This is a genomic window from Achromobacter sp. DH1f (assembly GCF_000633435.1).
Taxonomy (GTDB): Bacteria; Pseudomonadota; Gammaproteobacteria; order Burkholderiales; family Burkholderiaceae_B; genus Achromobacter; species Achromobacter deleyi.
This window is the reverse complement of sequence record NZ_AYMF01000026.1, coordinates 78,264-95,456: the sequence shown is the minus strand read 5'-3', so window position 1 is coordinate 95,456 and position 17,193 is coordinate 78,264. Positions and strand designations below refer to the sequence as shown.

Below are 17,193 nucleotides of genomic sequence, written 5' to 3'. Positions count from 1 at the left end.
CCTCCCGACCGCATGTCCGCCAGCCTTACCCTGATCGTCGCCTATTCCACCAACCGCGCCATCGGGCGCGACAACGCCCTGCCCTGGAAATTGCCGGGCGACCTGGCGCATTTCAAGCGCAGCACGCTGGGACACCCCATCATCATGGGGCGCAAGACCTGGGAATCGCTGGGCCGCCCCCTGCCCGGGCGCACCAATATCGTGGTCAGCCGCAATCCGGACTTCAGCGCCGCCGGCGCCACGCTCGTGCCGTCGCTGGAAGCGGCCATCGCCGCCTGCGGCGACAGCGCCGAGGCCTTCGTGATCGGCGGTGCGCAGATCTACACGCAGGCGCTGCCGCTGGCCCGCCGCATCCTGGCCACCGAAGTCCATGCCGAGGTCGAGGGCGACGCCTTCTTTCCGCTGCTGCCGGGCTTCCAGTGGAAGGAAACGGCGCGCGACGCGCAACCCGCCGAGAATGGCTACGACTACGACTTCGTCACGTACGAGCGCGGCTGAAATGCATGCCTGGCCTGTGCGTGCCTGACCTGCGTGCCTGAACCGAGCGGCTGACCCCGCACGGCCCTAGGCCGCGCCCGCATTGCGCATGAAGCGCCACAGCGCCGACGCCTCGGAATACGCCACGTTGAAGCGCACCCAGGGCGTATCGGCCTCGTCGGCCTCGAAATAGGAACCCGGCGCGAGCCAGATGCCGTCTTTCAGGGCCAGCTCGGCCAGGCCGTTGGCACCGCGTTCGCGCCACTGGCCGGCCACCTTCGCCCACAGGAACAGGCCGGCCTGGGGCCGCGCATAGACCTCGAAGCCATGCTGCGCCATCTGGCCCGCTACGTTGGCATGGGCCTGGGCCAGGCGTTCGCGGGTGCGCTCGATGTGCGCCCGGTAGCGGCCTTCGCGGATGACCTGATGGACGATGCGCTCCATGATTTCGGGCGACGTCAGGCCGACCGCCATCTTGGTGCGGGCGATATCGCGGGTCAGGTCGCGATGCGCCACCACGTAACCCACCCGCACCGACGGGCTGATGACCTTGGAATAGCCGCCCAGGTAGACCACCCGGCGCCCGCCATCCAGCGCCGCCAGCATGGGCGTGACGCCCGGCGCGAGTTCCCGCGAGATGTCGTCTTCCACCACCCAGAGTCCATGGCGCTCGGCCAGTTGCAGGATGCGAAAGGCGTTGGCCATGCTGATGCTGGCCCCGGACGGATTCTGCAGCGCGGTGTTGACGAACAGCGCCCGCGGCCGGTGTTGCGAGGCCGCGCGCTCCAGCGCGTCGCAATCCAGGCCGTCCAGGGTGCGCGCCACCGGCACCACCCGCAGGCCGGCCAGGCGCAGCATCTGCAAGAGATTGGCGTAGGCCGGCTGCTCGACCAGTACGGTGTCGCCGGGCCGCAGCAGGGTGCGGATCACCATGTCCAACCCGTGGGTCACGCCCTGGGTCAAGAGCACCTGGGAGACCTCGACCTCCATGCCCTGCGCGCTGAGCGTGGCGGCGATGGTTTCGCGCAGCGGCGCGTAGCCGTACGGATGGCCGTAGTGGGCGATGCGCATGGCCGGCACCCGGCCCATGTGGCGCAGCGCCACGTGCAGCCCCTCTTCATTCAGCCATTCGCCAGGCAGCCAGCCGCAACCCGATTTGATGGGGATGGAGTGGTCCGCGAAGATGTCCGACAGCAACCAGCTCGCATTCAAGCGGGGCGGCTCCCAGGATTGCGGCTCGCCCCGACGCGCCGGGGCATCCGGCTGGGCCACCCGATAGCCGGCGCCCGGCCTTGCGGCCAGCCAGCCCAGCGACACCAGGCGGCTGTAGGCGCTGGCGACCGTGAAGGTGCTGACGGCGTGCTGGCGCGCGAACTCGCGCACCGAGGGTAGGGACATACCCGGACGCAGCAGTTGGGCCTCGATGGCTTGCAGAATGGCCGCCACCAGCTGGTCCACCAGCGTGGGGGCCTGGCCGCGGGCGCGCACGGGCTGGAAATCGATCACGGCAGGAAAGCTAACTGTACAGTTGTCATGCTTGCAACTATACAGTTAGCCCGCTTTGCGCGGATTGTATATTTTCAATCCGCGCGGGACGCACCAGAATCATTCGCATCCGCCGGCTGCCTGCACGCGACGCAAGCAATGCCGGGCCTGTCACCCCCTGGAGCCGCCATGAACGCCCCCGCCGAGTTGCCTGACCTGTCCCATCTCTGGATGCCCTTCACTGCCAACAAACAGTTCAAGGCGCATCCCCGCATGCTGGCGGCAGCGAAAGGCATGTACTACACGTCGGCCGACGGTCGCCAGATCCTGGACGGCACGGCCGGCCTGTGGTGCGTGAACGCCGGCCACGGCCGCCAGGAAATCGTCGATGCGATTTCCCGCCAGGCCGGCATCATGGACTACGCCCCGGGCTTCCAGCTGGGCCACCCGCTGGCCTTCGAAGCCGCCACCGCCGTGGCCAGCTTCATGCCGCAGGGCCTGGACCGCGTCTTCTTCACCAACTCGGGGTCCGAGTCCGTCGACACCTCTCTGAAGATCGCCCTGGCCTATCACCGCGCCCGCGGTGAAGGCCAGCGTACCCGCCTGATCGGCCGCGAACGCGGCTACCACGGCGTGGGCTTTGGCGGCATCTCGGTCGGCGGTATCTCGACCAACCGCAAGACCTTCTCCGGCGCGCTGCTGCCCGCCGTGGACCACCTGCCCCACACCCACAACCTGGAGCAGAACGCCTATTCCAAGGGCCAGCCCGCCTGGGGCGCCCATCTGGCCGACGAACTCGAACGCATCATCGCGCTGCACGACGCGTCCACCATCGCCGCCGTGATCGTCGAGCCCATGGCCGGCTCCACCGGCGTGCTGATCCCGCCCAAGGGCTACCTGGAAAAGCTGCGCGAAATTACGTCCAAGCACGGCATCCTGCTGATTTTTGACGAAGTCATCACCGCCTACGGCCGCCTGGGCGCCGCCACCGCGTCCGAATTCTTCGGCGTCACGCCCGACCTGATCGCCATGGCCAAGGGCGTGAGCAACGCCGCCGTGCCCGCGGGCGCCGTCGCCGTGCGCCGCGAAGTGCACGATGCCATCGTCAACGGCCCGGCCGGCGGCATCGAGTTCTTCCACGGCTATACCTATTCGGCCCACCCGCTGGCCGCCGCCGCCATCCTGGCGACGCTGGATATCTACCGCCGCGAAGACCTGTTCAGCCGTGCCCGCAAGCTGTCGGGCGCGTTCGAACAGGCGGCCCACAGCCTGAAGGGCGCACCGCACGTCATCGACGTACGCAACCTGGGCCTGGTGTCCGGCATCGAACTGGCGCCGCGCGCCGGCGCCCCCGGCGCCCGTGCCGCCGAAGTGTTCCAGAAATGCTTCGACAGCGGCCTGATGGTGCGCTACACCGGTGACATCATCGCCGTCTCACCCCCGCTGATCATCGAAGAAGCCCAGATCGGGCAGCTGTTCGAGCAGATCGGCAAGGTGCTCAAGGAAGTTGCATGACAGGGCGCCCCGCCGCTGCGCCCACGCGGCGCCGACGGGGCCTTTGCCCCCACCCGCGCGCGGGCCTGCCCCGCGCGCACTGACACCCACTCGCGGGCGGCCCTGGGCCGCCCTCCGGCATTTTCAAAGAACCCGTTCCGAGCCTTTCCCATGAAGAAGATTCCCCACTACATCAACGGCCAGCACTACGACGGCCGCAGCAACCGCTACGCCGACGGTTTCAATCCGGCCACCGGCGAAGTGACCACCTCGGTTCCGCTGGCGTCCACTGACGAAGTGGCGCTGGCCGTGGCCTCGGCCAAGGCCGCCTTCCCGGCCTGGTCCGAGACGCCCGCGCTCAAGCGTTCGCGCGTGCTGTTCAACTTCAAGGCGCTGCTGGACAAGCACCAGGACGAGCTGGCCGAGCTGATCACCCGCGAACACGGCAAGGTGTTCTCGGACGCCAAGGGCGAAGTCATGCGCGGCATCGAGATCGTGGAATTCGCCTGCGGCATTCCGCAGCTGCTCAAGGGCCAGTATTCCGACCAGATCGGCGGCGGCATCGACAACTGGAGCATGCGCCAGGCCTTGGGCGTGGTGGCCGGCATCACCCCGTTCAACTTCCCCATGATGGTGCCGTGCTGGATGTTCCCGGTGGCCATCGCCTGCGGCAACACCTTCGTGCTCAAGCCGTCCGAACGCGACCCGTCGGCGTCGCTGCGCCTGGCCGAACTGCTGACCGAAGCCGGCCTGCCCCCCGGCGTCTTCAACGTGGTGCATGGCGACAAGCAGGCCGTGGACGCACTGATCTCGCACCCTGACGTCGAGGCCCTGTCCTTCGTCGGCTCGACCCCCATCGCCGAATACATCTACGCCGAAGGCACCCGCCGCGGCAAGCGCGTGCAGGCCCTGGGCGGCGCCAAGAACCATCTGGTCGTGATGCCCGATGCCGACCTGGACCAGGTCACCGACGCCCTGATGGGCGCGGCCTACGGCTCGGCCGGCGAACGCTGCATGGCCATCTCGGTGGCCGTGGCGGTGGGTGACGTCGCCGACAAGGTGGTCGAGCGCCTGATCCCGCGCGTCAAGGCCCTGGTGGTCAAGGACGGCATGAACGGCGACGCCGAAATGGGCCCGCTGGTCACCGCCCAGCACCGCAACAAGGTCATCGGCTACATCGAGGACGGCGTTGCCGCCGGCGCCGACATGCTGGTCGACGGCCGCGGCCTGACGGTGCCGGGCAACGAAAAGGGCTTCTTCCTGGGCGGCACGCTGTTCGACAACGTCAAGCCGGCCATGAACATCTACCGCGAAGAAATCTTCGGACCGGTGCTGTGCATCGTGCGCGTGCCTGATTTCGCGTCGGCGGTGGAACTCATCAATGCCCATGAATTCGGCAACGGCGTGGCCTGCTTCACGTCCGACGGCGGCGTGGCACGCGCATTTGCGCGCCAGATCAAGGTCGGCATGGTCGGCATCAACGTGCCGATCCCGGTGCCCATGGCCTGGCATTCGTTCGGCGGCTGGAAGCGGTCGCTGTTCGGCGACCACCACGCCTACGGCGAAGAAGGCATCCGCTTCTATTCGCGCTACAAGAGCGTGATGCAGCGCTGGCCGGACAGCATCGCCAAGGGTGCGGAATTCACCATGCCCGTGGCGAAGTAAGCGCGCCACGCGCGTCCATACCGCCCCGGCCGCGGCGGCCGGGGCTTGCCGAAAGACACAACAAGGGGAATCCTGATGCGCATCGGGATAGGCGGCTTTCAGCATGAAACCAATACGTTCGCGCCGTCGCGCGCAACGTGGGAAGACTTTGCCGACAAGGGCGGCGGCTGGCCCAAGCTGGTCAGCGGCCCGGCGATGTTCCAGGCGGTGGCTGGCGCCAACATTCCAGTGGCCGGCTTCATCGAGGCCATGGGCAGCCACACGCTGCTGCCCGCCACCTGGGCCGCAGCCAGCCCTTCCGGCCTGGTCACCGAAGACGCATTCGAACGCATCAGCGCGCTGATCCTGCAGGGCTTGTCGCAGGCCATGCCGCTGGACGGCGTCTACCTGGACCTGCACGGCGCGATGGTCACCGAGCATCTGGACGATGGCGAGGGCGAACTGCTCAAGCGCGTGCGCGCGCTGGTGGGACCCGACGTGCCGGTGGTGGCCAGCCTGGACCTGCACGCCAACGTCACGCGAGCCATGGTGCAACATGCAGACGCGCTGGTCTGCTATCGCACCTATCCGCACATCGACATGGCCGAAACGGGCCAACGCGCCGCCGCCTTGCTGGCGCAGCGCCTGGCCGGCGCGCCGCGCAGCCGCGTGACGCTGCGGCAACTGCCCTATCTGATTCCACTGTGCTGGCAGTCCACCGACATCGAGCCGTCCCGCAGCCTGTACCAGTTGGTGGGCGAGCTCGAAACGCGTGGCGCGCAGAGCGTGTCGTTTGCCACCGGCTTTCCGGCGGCCGATTTTCCCGACTGCCTGCCCGCGGTCTGGGCCTACGGCGCGACGCAAGACGAGGCCGACGCGGCCGCCGATGCGCTGACCCGCGCGGTGCTCGATGCCGAGCGCGATTTCGGCGGCACCCTCTACACCCCGGACGACGCCGTCACCACGGCCTTGCGGCTGGCGCAGGACGCCAGCGCGCCGGTCGTCATCGCCGATGCGCAGGACAACCCCGGCGCTGGAGGCAGTTCCGACACCACCGGCCTGCTGCGCGCGCTGATCCGCCACAACGTGCGCGATGCCGCCATCGGCCTGATCGTCGACCCCGAGGCCGCCCTGGCCGCGCATCGTGCCGGCGTCGGCAAGACGGTTCGAATTTCATTGGGTGGACATTCGGGTATTCCTGATGACGAACCCCTGGACGCCGAGTTCATCGTAGAGAAAACTTCGAATGGGCGCTTCGATACGCACGGCGCGTTCTACCGCGGTTTCCACATGGATCTGGGCCCCAGCGCCTGCCTGCGGATCGGCGGCGTGCGTATCGTGGTGGCGTCCAGCAAGGTGCAGATGGCCGATCAGGAGATGTTTCGCTTCGCCGGGGTGGACCCGCGCCGCGCGGCGATCCTGGCGGTGAAAAGCTCGGCGCATTTCCGCGCCGATTTCACGCCCATTGCGCACACGATTCTGGTGTGCGCGGCACCGGGCTCGATGCTGATGGATGCGGCTAAACAACCATGGACACGGTTGCGTCCGGGCATCAGAATGGCGCCTTGCGGCCCGGTCTTCGCCGGACCCGCTACAGCCTGACCCTCGCACGCCGCGCCCCTGGCGCGGCGCGTTAACGACGTAGCGGCCGACAGCGCCGCTCACTACGCATCAAGGGGATTTTCATGCTCAAGTTTGTCCGCGCGGCCGCATTGGCCAGCGCCACCCTGCTGATGGCTCACGGCGCCTACGCCGAGACCGTCATCAAGTCGGTGATGCACTCGCCTTTGCGCCTGACCGACCCGCACGCCACCACCGCGTACATCACGACGTGGCACGGCTACATGATCTACGACACGTTGCTGGCCACCGACGCCGACAACAAGATCCAGCCGCAGATGCTGGAAAAGTGGGATGTCTCGGCCGACGGCAAGACCTACACCATGACGCTGCGCCCGGGCCAGAAATGGCATGACGGCAAGCCGGTGACGGCCGAAGACTGCGTGGCGTCCATCAAGCGCTGGGCCGCGGGCGATGGCATGGGCCGCACCCTGCTCAAGTTCACGGACAAGATCGAAGTCATCGACGACAACAGCTTCCGTATCGTCATGAAAGAACCCACGGACCTGGCGCTGCGCGCCCTGTCCAAGCCCACCGGCACGGCGCCGTTCATGATGCCCAAGCGCATCGCCGACCTCGCCATCGGCCAGCCCATCACCGACATGACCGGCTCGGGCCCGTTCAAGGTCATCGAGTTCAAGCCGGGCGTGAAGACCGTCTACGCCAAGAACACCGACTACGTGCCGCGCAAGGAACCCGCCAGCGGCCTGGCCGGCGGCAAGGTCGTGAACGTGGACAAGGTCGAATGGGACGTCATGCCCGACGCCCTGACCACCGCCAATGCGCTCCTGGGCGGCGAAATCGACTTCGTCGAGCAATTCCCGTATGACCTGTTGCCGATGATCGAAGGCAACAAGGACCTGAAGGAAGAATCGCTCAGCCCGGTCGGCTACTTCACGATGTACCGCTTCAACTTCAAGTACCCGCCCTTCAACAACAAGAAGATCCGCCAGGCCGCCATGTACGCCATCGGCCAGGAAGACGTGATGAAGGCGCTGGTGGGCAATCCCAAGTACTGGAAGACCTGCGCATCGCTGTGGGGCTGCGGCACGCCGCTGGAATCCGACATCGGCAAGGACGTCGTGGTGCCCTCGAACATCGAGAAGGCCAAGGCCCTGCTGAAGGAAGCCGGTTACGACAACACCCCCATCCTGGTGATGCACGCCACCGACGTGGGCACGCTGTCGGCCCAGCCGGTGGTGATGGCCCAGGCCCTGCGCAAGGCCGGCTTCAACGTCAACCTGGCGGCGATGGACTGGCAGAGCGTGGCCACCCGCCGCGCCTCGAAGGCCGCGCCGGCCGAAGGCGGCTGGAACATCCACAACACCAACTGGTACGCCACCGACGTGATGGACCCGGTGCGCTCGGCCCCCGCCGCGGCCAACGGCGACAACGCCTGGTTCGGCTGGCCCGACTTTCCCCAGGTCGAGGAACTGCGCACCAAGTTCGCGCTGACTTCCGACCCGGCCGAGCAGAAGAAGATCGCCGACGAGCTGCAGCGCATCGGCATCGACGAAGGCCTGTACGTGCCGCTGGGCCAGATGTCCGTGCCCACCGTGTACTCGGTCAAGCTGTCCGGCCTGGTGCATGCACCGGTGTTCGCGTTCTGGAATGTGAAAAAAGCTCCTTGAGGAGCGATTAGGGCCTGCCTTCGGGCAGGCCCGGATTCTGGGGGAATTACATGCTGGCATTCGTTTCACGCCGGCTCCTCGCGACCATCCCCGTACTGGTGATGGTCGCGGTGGTGGTCTTTGCGATATTGCGTGCGGGCTCGGGCGATCCGGCCATCATCATGGCCGGCGACGGCGCCACGCCTGAACGTGTCGAACAGATACGTCAGACGATGGGCCTGGACAAACCGGTGGTCCAACAATTCTTCATCTGGGGCGGCCGGCTGTTACAGGGCGACCTGGGTACCTCGCTGATGTCCGGCGTGCCGGTCACCAAGCTCATCAGCCAACGGCTCGAACCGTCGCTCAGCCTGGCAGTACTGACACTGATCTTCACCCTGATCGTGGCGATTCCGCTGGGCGTGCTGGCGGCCTGGCGCCAGGGCCGGCTGCTGGACCGCGCGGTGATGGGCTTTTCGGTGCTGGGCTTCTCGGTGCCGGTGTTCGTCACCGGCTACCTGCTGATCTGGACCTTCGCCATCAAGCTGGGCTGGTTCAACGTGCAGGGCTACGCGCCGCTGGCCAACGGCTTCTGGCCGTTCCTGCACCGGCTGATCCTGCCGTCGCTGGCGCTGTCCACCGTGTACATCGCGCTGATCGCGCGCATCACGCGCACCAGCGTCATCGAAGTCATGGGCGAAGACTTCATTCGCACCGCGCGCTCCAAGGGGCTGACCGAAACCGGCGTGCTGCTGGGCCATGCGCTGCGCAATGCGGCCGTGCCCATCGCCACGGTGGTGGGCCTGGGCATCGCGCTCTTGATCAGCGGCGTGGTCGTGACCGAGTCGGTCTTCAACATTCCCGGCCTGGGCCGGCTGGTGGTCGAAGCCGTGCTGGCGCGCGACTACCCCGTGATCCAGGGGCTGACGCTGTTCTTCGCGTTCGTCTACGTGTTCATCAATCTGGTTGTCGATTGCGCCTACACGGTGTTCGACCCCCGTATCCGATACTGAGGCCACGCCATGCAAACGCCAACCGACGCCGCCGCGCAAGCGGCCGCCGACCTCCCCGGAGGCGGCAATCCCCACGTCACCGCCTGGCGCCAGATCCGCCAGGGGCTGCGCAGCTGGCCGGTCATGCTGGCCCTGGTGGTGCTGGCGCTGATCGTCGCCATCGCTCTGTTCGCCCCGCTGCTGGGCACCGTGGACCCGACCCAGATCAACCCGGGCGCACGCCTGAAGCAGCCGTTCACCGACTATCTTTTCGGCACTGATGCATTCGGCCGCGACGTCTGGTCGCGCGTGGCCTACGGCGCCCGCATCTCGCTCATCGCGGGCCTGGGCGCCGCCGTCGTCAGCGTGGCCATCGGCCTGGTGATCGGCGTGATCGCGGGCTGGTTCCGGTCGCTGGACGGCTTCATCATGCGCACCATGGACGCCATCATGGCGATTCCCGGCATTCTGCTGGCGATCGCCCTGGTATCGGCCACCGGCGCCAGCCTGATGACCGTGCTGATCGCCATCACCATCCCGGAAATCCCGCGGGTGGTGCGGCTGGTGCGCGGCCAGATCCTGACCGTGCGCGGCGAGCCCTATGTCGAGGCCGCGCTGGCCCTGGGCACGCCGTTGCCGCTGCTGCTGTGGCGCCACATGGTGCCCAGCACGGTGGCGCCCCTGACCGTGCAGGGCACCTACGTGTTCGCCTCGGCCATGCTGACCGAAGCCATCCTGAGCTTCCTGGGCGCGGGCATTCCGCCCGAGATCGCCTCCTGGGGCAACATCATGTCCGAAGGCCGCATGTACTTCCGCATGCTGCCGGGCCTGATCCTGTTCCCGGGCCTGTTCCTGTCGCTGACCGTGCTCAGCGTGAACATCCTGGGCGACGCGCTGCGCGATGCGCTGGACCCGAAAATGGTGCGCAGGATCTGATGCCGATGACCTACTCCCCCACTCCCCCCGCGGGCGATACCTCGTCCGCCGTCCTGGCCATCCGCAACCTGTCGGTGGAAGTCGCCGGCGCCGGCAACCGCGTCGTGCGCAACCTGAGCCTGGACGTGCATGCCGGCGAAACCGTCTGCGTGGTCGGCGAATCCGGCTCGGGCAAATCAGTGACCTCGCTGGCCGTCATGGGCCTGTTGCCCCCCGGCGTGCTGCGCATCAGCGCGGGTTCCATCCGCGTCGAAGGCGAAGACGTCGCCACCGCTACGCCGCGCCGTCTGCGCGAGCTGCGCGCCACCCGCATGGCCATGGTGTTCCAGGAACCCATGACCGCGCTGAACCCTGTGCACACGGTGGGCAAGCAGGTCGACGAAGTGCTGCGCCTGCACCGTCGCATGTCGGCCGCCGAACGCCGCGCCAAGGTGCTGGAGATGTTCCGTTCGGTGCACCTGCCCGATGTCGAACGCATTTTCGACGCCTACCCGCACCAGCTGTCGGGCGGCCAGCGCCAGCGCATCGTGATCGCCATGGCGCTGATCCTCGAGCCCAAGCTGCTGATCGCCGACGAACCCACCACGGCGCTGGACGTGACCACGCAAAAGCAGATCCTGCTGCTCATCAAGGAACTGCAGATCAAGCACAAGACCGCCGTGCTGTTCATCACGCACGACTTCGGCGTGGTGGCCGAAATTGCCGATCGCATCGTGGTGATGAACCGCGGCGACCTGATCGAAAGCGGCACGCGCCACGAGATCCTGGCCGAACCCAAGCAGTCGTACACGCGGCGCCTGGTGTCGTCCGTGCCCAGCCTGGTGCCGTCACGGCGCGACGCGCCCGCCGGCCAGCCGGTGCTGCACGTCAAGGGACTGGGCCGCACCTACGGCGGCAAGCGCGCGCTGCTGTCGCGCCGCGCGCCGCAGAACGTCATCGCCGCCACGGACGTCAACCTGACCCTGCGCAAGGGCGAGATCCTGGGCATCGTGGGCGAATCCGGCTCGGGCAAGTCCACGGTGGCGCGCTGCATCGTGCGCCTGATCGAACCCACCGCCGGCCACATGATGATGGGCGGCGAAGACCTCAGCACCTTGTCCGGCGCGGCGCTGCGCCCGGTGCGCCGCCGCATCCAGATCGTGTTCCAGGACCCGTATCGGTCGCTGAACCCGCGCCGCACCGTGGGCGAATCCATCATCGAAGGCCTGCTCAATTTCGGCATGCCGCGCGAAGAGGCCCTCAAGCGCGCGGGCGAAACGCTGACCGTGGTCGGTCTGAGCCCCGACGCGATGCGGCGCTATCCGCACCAGTTCTCGGGCGGCCAGCGCCAGCGCATCTGCATCGCGCGCGCGCTGGTGATGGACCCGGAAATCCTGGTGGCCGACGAAGCCGTGTCCGCGCTGGACGTGTCCGTGCAGGCGCAGGTGCTGGAGCTGCTCGAACAGGTGCGGCAGCGCACCGGCGTGGGTGTGCTGTTCATCACGCACGACCTGCGCGTGGCCGCGCAGATCTGCGACACCATCATGGTCATGCAGCGCGGCAAGGTCGTCGAGACCGGCACCGCCGAAACCGTGCTGACCGACCCCCGCCACGAATACACCCGCGCCCTGATCGACGCGGCGCCCGGGCGCGACTGGGACTTCCGCAATTTCCGGCCCGTCGCGGCCGGCCAGACGCCCGCCGCCACCGCCTGACGCGCTCTCATCCACTGGAATCCGCCATGCCGCAACCGCACGAACTCTCGGCCCAGGAACTGCTCTCGGCCTACCGCAACAAGACGCTGTCGCCCGTCGAGGCGACGCGTTCGGTGCTTGACCATATCGAGCGCTGGGAACCGCACATCCGCGCTACCTACGCACTGGACCCGGAACAGGCGTTGACCCAGGCACGCGCCTCGGAAGCGCGCTGGATGAAGGGCGAGCCTCAGGTCTGCGGCGGCTACACGCTGGACGGCGTGCCCGCCACCATCAAGGAAAACATCGCCACCCGCGGCGTGCCGGTGCCGCTGGGCACCGCCGCCACGGACCTGACTCCCGCGACGGCGGACGCCCCGCCCGCAGCCCGCATGCGCGAGGCCGGTGCTGTCGTGCTGGGCAAGACCACCATGCCCGACTACGGCATGCTGTCTTCGGGCCTGTCGAGCTTTCACGAACTGACGCGCAACCCCTGGGACGTCACCAAGAACCCCGGCGGCTCCAGCGCCGGGGCGGGCGCGGCGGCCGCCGCCGGCTATGGTCCGCTGCACATCGGCACGGACATCGGCGGCTCGGTGCGCCTGCCGGCCGCCTGGTGCGGCATCGCCACGCTCAAGCCCAGCCTGGGCCGCATTCCCATCGACCCGCCGTTCATGGGCCGCTGCGCCGGCCCCATGACCCGCACCATCACCGACGCCGCGCTGATGATGGGCGTGCTGTCGCAGCCCGACGTGCGCGACCACATGAGCCTGCCGTTCCAGGATTTCGATTGGCTCAACCTGACCCAGGATGTACGCGGGCTGCGCATCGGCCTGTTGCTGGACGCCGGCTGCGGCCTGCCGCTGGACCCGGAAATCCGCCAGGCCGTCGAGGCGGCTGCCCGCCTGTTCGAGGCCGCCGGCGCCATCGTCACGCCCATGAATCCCTGGATGACGCCCGACATGCTGGACGGCGTCGACCGCTTCTGGCGCACCCGCTCGGCCATCGACCTGGGCGCGCTGCCCGAAGCCCGCCGCGCCAAGATCCTGCCGTTCATCCGCACCTGGGCCGAAAGCGGCGGCGGCCAATCCGGCGAAGCCGTGTTCCGCAGCTACTACGACACCCTGAACGTGCGCGCCAAGACCGTGGCCGCATGCGCCCCCTACGACTACGTGCTGTCGCCCGTGGCGCCCGTGGTGGCCTACAACGCCGAGTGGGCCGCGCCCACCAACGACGTGGCCACCACCATGCACCACATCGGCTACACCCTGCCCTACAACATGAGCGAGCAACCGGCCGCATCGGTCAATTGCGGCTACACCCGCGCCGGCTTGCCCATCGGCCTGCAGATCGCGGGCGCGCGCTTTGACGACCTGGGCGTGCTGCGCGTGGCGCACGCCTGGGAGCGCATGCGCCCGGCGCAGCACCCGTGGCCCCAGCCGCCCGGCGCGGCCTGATTCCTTCCGTGGGCCGGCCTTTCCGCCGGCCCCGTCACTTTCCGGTCTTTCCCCTTTGGCAACCACAGGAATCCCCATGCGTTGGCTTCTGGCAATGATCAAGCACGAGACGAACACCTTTTCGCCCGTGCCGACCCCGCTGTCGCGGTTTTTCCGCGGCGCCCCTGACATCCTCGAAGGCGAGCGCGCCATCCGCGCCTACGAAAACACCGATAGCGGCCTGGGCGGCTACATCGAAGTGGCGCGGCGCGTCGGCGCCGAGATCGTGGTGCCGGTGGCCGCCGAATCCTGGCCCAGCGGGCCGGCCAGCAGCGACACCCACGAAGCGCTGTGCAAGCTGGTGCTGGACCAGGTCAAGCGCGGCGGCTTCGACGCCATCCTGCTGGACCTGCACGGCGCCATGGTGGCCGAGGGCGTCGAAGACGCCGAAGGCGACCTCTTGCGCCGGTTGCGCGAGATCGACCCCAAGACGCCCGTGGCCGTGACGCTGGACATGCACGCCAACATCTATGCCGACATCGTCGACCACGCCACCGTCATCAGCGGCTTTCATACTTACCCACACGTCGATATCCGCGAGGCCGGCGTGCGCGCCGCCAACGTCATCGTGCGCACGCTCAAGGGCGAGATCAAGCCGGTCATGACCTGGGCCAGCAAGCCGATGCTGCCGCACGTGATGTGCCAGGGCACCCATGCCGAACCCAACAAGTCGCTGCAGGAACGCTGCAAGCAGCTCGAGGCCGGCGGCGTGCTGGCCGCCTCGGTGTTCGTGGGCTTTCCGCACGCGGACATCCGTGAAGCCGGCCTGAGCGCCGTGGTCTGTATGGACGGCAACCTGGGCCAGGCCGAACAATATCGGGACGAACTGCTGGAACGCGCCTGGAACGACCGCGCCAAGTGGGTCTTCCACCCCGAACCGCTGGCTCCCACCATCACCCGTGCCAAGGCCATCGAACAAGGGCCGGTGGTGCTGCTGGACCACTTCGACAACACCGGTTCGGGCGGCACCATGGACACCACCGCCGTGCTGGCCGAAGTGTTGCGCCAGGAACTGGAGAACGTCGTCTTCTACGCAATCTGCGACCCGCAGGCGGCCCGCGAGGCTGCCGCGGCCGGCGTGGGCAGCACGATCACCCTGGCGCTGGGCGGCAAGGTGCCGATGCCCGCCATCAAGCAGCCGAGCGAACCGCTGACGGTCGCGGGCCGGGTCAAGCTGGTGTTCGACGGCGTCTACCTGAATCGCGGCCCCATGTATCGCGGCGTGCGCAACGACACCGGCCTGACGGTGGTGATCGATACGGGCCGGGTCGAGATCGTGGTGGTGTCGCGCCACCAGGAGCCCTTCGACATCAATTGCCTGCTGTCGGCCGGCATCGACCCGCTGCAAAAGCGCTACGTGGTGCTGAAAAGCCGGGTGCACTGGCGTGCAGGCTTTTCCGACATGGCCACCGAGGTCATCGAATGCACCGGGGTGGGCGTGACCACGTCCGACTACGGCCAGCTGGAATTCAAGCACGTGCGGCGCCCCATCTACCCGCTCGATCCGCTCTGAAACCGGTTTTGTCGACAATATGGCCGGCGCCCGAGGGCGCCGGCTTTCATTTTGAAATCTTCGGTAACTGGGCGCACTCTCCGCACGCGATTTGCCTCGTTATACTCGCCCCGGTCCTTACAGGGCGATGAATCCAATATCGCCGCCGCCCGCCTGTTTCACGGCGTACGGCCGCGGTCGGATCAGACTCGATAATCAACGACAAAGCAAAACGATGAAAAAGAGCGTAGCGATCACCTTAGCCGTGGTCATAGTGGGAGCGGGAAGCTGGGTTGGCGCCACGTGGTACACCGGCAAGCGCATCGAAGAGAGCGCCCAGCGCCACCTGGCCGAAACCAACGAAAAGCTGGCCAAGATCACGCCTTTGTTCGGCCTGCGCATCGACCAGATCAAGTACGAACGCAGCCTGTTCTCGACCCAGGCCCGCTATGGCCTGTCGTTCGTCAAGAACGACAAGAGCCCGCAGGAGATGCCCGACGGCATGATCGAGTTCGATGCCAAGATCGAACACGGCCCCTTCCCCAAGAGCGCCCTGGCGCGCGGCGCCATCGCCCCCAAGCTGGCGTTCTTCCACGCCGAACTGGCCAAGACGGACAACGTCAAGCCCGTGTTCGAGCTGACCCGCGACGTCTCGCCCCTGATCACGGACGCCGTGGTCAGCTTCGGCGGCAACACCGCGTCGACCTCGAAGATCGCGCCGGTCAAGATCACCCACGAAGGCAACTCGGTCGACTTCAGCGGCATGACCATCACCGGCGCCTTCGACCGCAGCCTGCAGGGCGTCACCGCCCACGCGCAGACCGACACGCTGGCCGTGGATGGCACCAAGGGCAACGACCCGATCAAGATGCTGCTGTCGGGCCTGTCGATCGACGTCGACAGCCGCATGGGCAAGTTCGGCCTGTCCGTCGGCGATTCGGGCTTCAAGATCAAGCGCACCGAGGTCGTCAAGCCTGACGCCGACGTCAAGCTCAGCCTGGACAACTTCGGCTACACCGTCAAGGTCGCCGAAGACGACAAGACCATCAACGTGCAGGCCGCCTACCAAAGCGGCGACATCATCGTGAACGACGTGGCGCTGGGCAATGCCCAGGCCGTGATCAAGCTGGCCAAGCTGGACGGCGCCGCGGTCAAGCAACTGTCGGACACCTACAACCAGCTGATCCGCCAGTACATGGCCGATACGCGCGACGAAGGCCTGAACGATGAACAGTTCCAGGTGCTGCTGGACAACGCCGGCAAGCTGCTGTCGGGCAACCCGTCGTTCAGCATCGATCCGATCAGCTGGAAGACCGCCAAGGGCGAAAGCAAGCTGACGTTCTCGCTGGACCTGGCCAACCCGCCCAACGCCAAGGACCTGACGCCGCAGGAAATCATCGTCAAGGCCATCAAGCAGATCGATGCCACCCTGGTGATCTCCAAGCCGATGGTGCAAGACCTGATGGTGCAGTACGCCGTCAAGAAGGAAGGCCTGGCCGCCGACAAGGCTGCCGAGGAAGCCGCCGACAACGTGCGCAGCATGTCCGGCATGGCCGAGATGTTCAACGTGGGCAAGAACGAAGGCGACAACATCGTCGGCAAGTTCCACTTTGCCGACGGCATGGGCGACCTGAACGGCAAGAAGATCCCCGCCGACGAACTGTTCGCGGGCCTGTTGGGCTCCATGGGCATGAACCCGAGCATGACGGACGACGATGAAGAATCCGAGCCCGCCGTCGGCGCCACGTCGATGGACGGCGACACCGCATCGGCCTCGGCCGGCGAGACGCTGCAGGAATTCAACGTCGACATGGTCGTCAGCATGCTCGACGACATGGGCTACACCACGCGCAAGACCGACGGCGACGAAGGCCCCGTGCTGATCCTGGACGCCGGCAGCACCGGCGCCACCGACCTGCGCATGGAATTCCTCTGCAATGACTTCACCGAGAAGTGCTACGACCTGGTCGTGACCGCCACGTACGCCACCAAGAAGCCCGCCTCGCTGAAAGCCATCAACGCCTGGAACCGCGAATACCGCTGGACCCGCGCCTACCTGGACGACAAGAACCAGGCCGTGCTGCAGATGGACATGAACGCGGAAGGCGGGATCGGCAAGAACAACCTGCAGATCCTGATCAACACGTACTTCAGCATCACCGAAGACTTCGCCAAGACCTTGACGGCCGCACCGGCGAAGTAAGCCACTTGCACCCAGCCGCCCGCCCCCTGGCGCGGCGGCGGATACGACAAGCCAAGGGCCGCACGCAACGT

12 protein-coding genes are annotated in these 17,193 nt (G+C 67.1%); 11 read left to right on the top strand and 1 reads right to left on the bottom strand.

Annotated elements, in window-relative coordinates:
• Nucleotides 1-12 precede the first annotated feature (12 nt).
• Nucleotides 13-498, top strand: coding sequence for a dihydrofolate reductase (locus tag U858_RS0122450; protein WP_025139403.1), 486 nt, complete (start codon nucleotides 13-15; stop codon nucleotides 496-498).
• Between the two features lie 66 nt (nucleotides 499-564).
• Here U858_RS0122450 and U858_RS0122445 read toward each other — a convergent pair whose 3' ends face one another.
• Entirely contained in the window at nucleotides 565-1,983 is a 1,419-nt protein-coding gene (locus tag U858_RS0122445; protein ID WP_025139402.1) for a PLP-dependent aminotransferase family protein, read from the bottom strand.
• A 168-nt stretch (nucleotides 1,984-2,151) separates the two neighbouring features.
• On the opposite strand from U858_RS0122445, the gene U858_RS0122440 reads away from it, so the two are divergent.
• From U858_RS0122440 to U858_RS0122395, 10 genes are all read left to right on the top strand, one after another.
• Nucleotides 2,152-3,477 (top strand): aspartate aminotransferase family protein, encoded by a 1,326-nt coding sequence (locus U858_RS0122440; RefSeq protein WP_025139401.1) that lies wholly within the window; start codon nucleotides 2,152-2,154, stop codon nucleotides 3,475-3,477.
• A gap of 150 nt (nucleotides 3,478-3,627) precedes the next feature.
• Nucleotides 3,628-5,121 (top strand): CoA-acylating methylmalonate-semialdehyde dehydrogenase, encoded by a 1,494-nt coding sequence (locus U858_RS0122435; RefSeq protein ID WP_025139400.1) that lies wholly within the window; start codon nucleotides 3,628-3,630, stop codon nucleotides 5,119-5,121.
• 75 nt (nucleotides 5,122-5,196) lie between these two features.
• The gene (locus U858_RS0122430) at nucleotides 5,197-6,702 is read left to right on the top strand and encodes a M81 family metallopeptidase (protein ID WP_025139399.1); all 1,506 of its coding nucleotides are present in this window, start codon (nucleotides 5,197-5,199) and stop codon (nucleotides 6,700-6,702) included.
• 83 nt (nucleotides 6,703-6,785) lie between these two features.
• Nucleotides 6,786-8,351 carry an ABC transporter substrate-binding protein gene (locus U858_RS0122425; protein WP_025139398.1) on the top strand — a complete coding sequence of 522 codons (1,566 nt, stop codon included), beginning with the start codon at nucleotides 6,786-6,788 and terminating at the stop codon, nucleotides 8,349-8,351.
• 50 nt (nucleotides 8,352-8,401) lie between these two features.
• Entirely contained in the window at nucleotides 8,402-9,343 is a 942-nt protein-coding gene (locus tag U858_RS0122420) for an ABC transporter permease (protein WP_025139397.1), read from the top strand.
• Nucleotides 9,344-9,352: 9 nt separating this feature from the next.
• Complete coding sequence (locus U858_RS0122415) at nucleotides 9,353-10,258, top strand: ABC transporter permease (protein ID WP_025139396.1); 906 nt, start codon at nucleotides 9,353-9,355, stop codon at nucleotides 10,256-10,258.
• A gap of 5 nt (nucleotides 10,259-10,263) precedes the next feature.
• The gene (locus U858_RS0122410) at nucleotides 10,264-11,952 is read left to right on the top strand and encodes an ABC transporter ATP-binding protein (protein ID WP_025139395.1); all 1,689 of its coding nucleotides are present in this window, start codon (nucleotides 10,264-10,266) and stop codon (nucleotides 11,950-11,952) included.
• A gap of 26 nt (nucleotides 11,953-11,978) precedes the next feature.
• Nucleotides 11,979-13,388, top strand: coding sequence for an amidase (locus tag U858_RS0122405; protein WP_025139394.1), 1,410 nt, complete (start codon nucleotides 11,979-11,981; stop codon nucleotides 13,386-13,388).
• Nucleotides 13,389-13,464: 76 nt separating this feature from the next.
• The gene (locus U858_RS0122400) at nucleotides 13,465-14,940 is read left to right on the top strand and encodes a M81 family metallopeptidase (RefSeq protein WP_025139393.1); all 1,476 of its coding nucleotides are present in this window, start codon (nucleotides 13,465-13,467) and stop codon (nucleotides 14,938-14,940) included.
• 214 nt (nucleotides 14,941-15,154) lie between these two features.
• On the top strand, nucleotides 15,155-17,122 hold the full coding sequence (locus U858_RS0122395; protein ID WP_025139392.1) for a DUF945 family protein: 1,968 nt from the start codon (nucleotides 15,155-15,157) through the stop codon (nucleotides 17,120-17,122).
• Nucleotides 17,123-17,193: the final 71 nt, after the last annotated feature.

Coding starts and splice junctions, on each gene's coding strand:
- U858_RS0122450 (WP_025139403.1), top strand. CDS start 13: ATGTCCGCCAGCCTTACCCTGATCGTCGCCTATTCCACCAACCGCGCC.
- U858_RS0122440 (WP_025139401.1), top strand. CDS start 2,152: ATGAACGCCCCCGCCGAGTTGCCTGACCTGTCCCATCTCTGGATGCCC.
- U858_RS0122435 (WP_025139400.1), top strand. CDS start 3,628: ATGAAGAAGATTCCCCACTACATCAACGGCCAGCACTACGACGGCCGC.
- U858_RS0122430 (WP_025139399.1), top strand. CDS start 5,197: ATGCGCATCGGGATAGGCGGCTTTCAGCATGAAACCAATACGTTCGCG.
- U858_RS0122425 (WP_025139398.1), top strand. CDS start 6,786: ATGCTCAAGTTTGTCCGCGCGGCCGCATTGGCCAGCGCCACCCTGCTG.
- U858_RS0122420 (WP_025139397.1), top strand. CDS start 8,402: ATGCTGGCATTCGTTTCACGCCGGCTCCTCGCGACCATCCCCGTACTG.
- U858_RS0122415 (WP_025139396.1), top strand. CDS start 9,353: ATGCAAACGCCAACCGACGCCGCCGCGCAAGCGGCCGCCGACCTCCCC.
- U858_RS0122410 (WP_025139395.1), top strand. CDS start 10,264: ATGACCTACTCCCCCACTCCCCCCGCGGGCGATACCTCGTCCGCCGTC.
- U858_RS0122405 (WP_025139394.1), top strand. CDS start 11,979: ATGCCGCAACCGCACGAACTCTCGGCCCAGGAACTGCTCTCGGCCTAC.
- U858_RS0122400 (WP_025139393.1), top strand. CDS start 13,465: ATGCGTTGGCTTCTGGCAATGATCAAGCACGAGACGAACACCTTTTCG.
- U858_RS0122395 (WP_025139392.1), top strand. CDS start 15,155: ATGAAAAAGAGCGTAGCGATCACCTTAGCCGTGGTCATAGTGGGAGCG.